The sequence below is a fragment of the Streptomyces triticirhizae genome (assembly GCF_003696235.1).
GTDB classification, from domain to species: Bacteria; Actinomycetota; Actinomycetes; order Streptomycetales; family Streptomycetaceae; genus Streptomyces; species Streptomyces triticirhizae.
Genome location: NZ_RFFJ01000395.1, coordinates 1 through 1,257, shown reverse-complemented (window position 1 = coordinate 1,257; position 1,257 = coordinate 1). Strand labels below are relative to the sequence as shown.

Here is a 1,257-nt window from a genome sequence, read left to right as displayed (position 1 = left end):
CGCGGCGGGGCGCGGGGGACGTCGCGACGACGCCCCGGGTCGGCGCGCCGGTCGCCGACGTGCCGGTGACGGCGCTGGACGGGGCGCGGGCGCGGCTGCGCGACCGGCTGGGCGGGCCGCTGCTGCTCGTCCTCACGGCGCCGGGCGCCCGGGTCTGGGACGCGAAGCACTGGCTGTCGGCGGGGCTGATGCCCGAACTGGCCGCCGTCGCCGAGACCTTGGAGCTGCCGGCGGAAGTGCTGGTCACGGAGGAGTACCCGGGCGCGGGCGCGCACACGGTCCTGCTGGTGCGGCCCGACGGCCACCTGGCGGCCTGGCTCCCGGGCGCCCACACGGACGCGCTGCGCGAGGCCGTGCGGCGCCTGCGCGGCACGACCCCGGCGCGGGCCGAGCCATCGCCGGGCTGATCCTCGCCCGCCTGCGCCAGGACGCCGAAACCTACCTCGGCGAGCCTGTCACCGACGCGGTGCTGGCGGTGCCCGCCGGCTTCCGTCGCGACCAGCGGGCCGCGCTGGCCCGGGCCGGTGAACGGGCCGGGTTCAACGTCCTGCGGCTGATCAACGCGCCCTCGGCCGTGGCGATGGCCTATGGCCCGTACCCGGACGAGGTTCTCACCGTCCTGGTCTTCGACCTCGGCGCGGGCACCCTCGACGTCTCCCTCGTCGAACTCGGCGACGGCGTCGCGGAGATCAAGGCCACCTCGGGCGACAGCCGGCTCGGCGGCGACACGGGGTGGATCTCACCGGCGACGTCGCCGCGCTCGCGCGGCTGCGCGAGGCGGCCGAGGCGGCGAGGACCGAGCTGTCGACGGCGCGCACCACGAGCCTCCGGCTGCCCCATCTCGCCACCGGACCGGACGGCCCCGACGGAACGAGACCATCCCCACGAAGCGCCCGGAGATCTTCACCACGCACACGGACGACCAGCCCACGGCGGTGTTCCACGTCGTGGAGGGCGAGCGCCAGGACGCGGCGCGCAACCGGACCCTCGCGGTCCTCGAACTCGCCCTGCCCCCGCTCCCCGAGGCGTGCCTCAGGACGAGACGGCCGCCACTGTCAACCAGGCGACGATGGAACGGGCGGCCGCGCTCCTCCGCTCCGCCCGCTGGCCGGGCCTGCGCGGTCTCGCCCCTGCGCCTCACCCGCCTCCTGAGGGCTGCCGCTCCCCGGCCGCCTCCACCGCGACCGCGACCGCGCCGGTCGGCGCCGAGGCTGCCCGGGCGCGGCCCGTGGCGCGGACCGGCCGGCGACGCGCGCG

The 1,257-nt window shown here is 77.9% G+C and carries 2 pseudogenes; both read left to right on the top strand.

Annotation, left to right across the window (positions count from 1 at the left end):
• Positions 1-407, top strand: a pseudogene (locus tag EBN88_RS32285) (FAD-dependent monooxygenase); the annotation flags it as partial.
• Positions 395-1,108 (top strand): annotated as a pseudogene (locus EBN88_RS32275) (Hsp70 family protein); the annotation flags it as partial. The pseudogenes EBN88_RS32285 and EBN88_RS32275, both read left to right, overlap by 13 nt.
• Positions 1,109-1,257: the final 149 nt, after the last annotated feature.